The 1,118-nt window shown below is 51.6% G+C and carries 1 protein-coding gene; it reads left to right on the forward strand.

Going from position 1 to position 1,118, the window contains the following annotated elements; translation table 11 throughout:
- Window positions 1–64: 64 nt before the first annotated feature.
- Window positions 65–1,118, forward strand: a protein-coding gene (locus K6123_RS23070; protein ID WP_246624986.1) for an IS3 family transposase whose coding sequence is annotated in 2 segments (ribosomal slippage) — window positions 65–320 and window positions 320–1,118 — 1,055 coding nt annotated over the 2 segments. Because the reading frame shifts where the segments join, the coding sequence is not laid out codon by codon here. This gene is flagged as partial in the annotation.

A 1,118-nucleotide genomic window follows, 5' to 3' on the forward strand; every position in this document is an offset into this window, starting at 1 on the left:
TGTAGTGGTTCAATAATCCCGGACACCCAGATAGGTGGTAATCTTGCCGCCAAAGAGGTGTTCAATGAAAAGACAACGTCGTTCCTTCACTCCTGAGTTCAAACTCGAAGCTGCCAGCCTGGTTCTTGATCAGGGGTATTCCATTCCTCAGGCCAGTAAATCACTGGACGTGGGGGAAACAGCCCTGCGCCGATGGGTTGATCAGCTTCGTGAGGAGCGTGGTGGCAAAACGCCAAACTCCAAGGCCATGACGGAAGAGCAAAAGCGTATTCAGGAACTCGAAAAACGCGTCAAAGAGCTCGAAATAGAGAAGCGGATACTAAAAAAGGCTACGGCTCTCTTAATGTCAGACGAATTCAAAAATATGTACTGATAGACCGTTTGGGAGAGCTGGAGCCTATCAAATGGGTCTGTCGGGCGTTCGATATCAAGCGTTCCAGTTACTACGATTACTGTCGTAACAAGCGCCGAATAAATCCCAAGCGACTGGAACTCAAGGCCCATGTGAAACGGGCGTTCAACCTCAGTCGTCACGGCTTTGGTAGCCGGGGTATCCGCGACTTATTGAAAACCGAAGGCATTGATATTGGACGTTATCTGGTGCGCAAGCTGATGAAAGAATCGGAGCTGATCAGTAAGCAGCCGGGTGCCCACAAATACAATAAAACCGGGATGGAGCACATTGAAATCAACAACCTCTTGAACCGTGAGTTCTCTGTTGAGCGGCCCAATCAGGTTTGGTGTGGCGACATCACCTATATTTGGACAGGAGAGCGTTGGTCATACCTTGCAGTGGTCATGGATCTGTACGCTCGCAAGGTCGTGGGCTGGGCCATGTCCAGCAGCCCCGACAGCGAGCTAACAATAAAAGCCTTGGAGGATGCCTGGCTGCGGCGTGGAAAGCCGGAAGGCGTGATGTTCCACTCGGATCAAGGAAGCCAGTACACCAGTCTGAAGTTCCGTCAGAGAATCTGGCGTTATCGCATGGTTCAAAGCATGAGCCGACGCGGCAACTGCTGGGACAACGCCCCGATGGAACGGCTGTTCCGGAGTTTGAAAAGCGAGTGGATCCCGGATACCTGGTATCGCTCACTGGCGGAAGCAAAAATGGATATCGG

It is taken from the genome of Oceanobacter mangrovi (assembly GCF_019740315.1).
In the GTDB taxonomy this organism is placed as follows: domain Bacteria; phylum Pseudomonadota; class Gammaproteobacteria; order Pseudomonadales; family Oceanobacteraceae; genus Oceanobacter; species Oceanobacter mangrovi.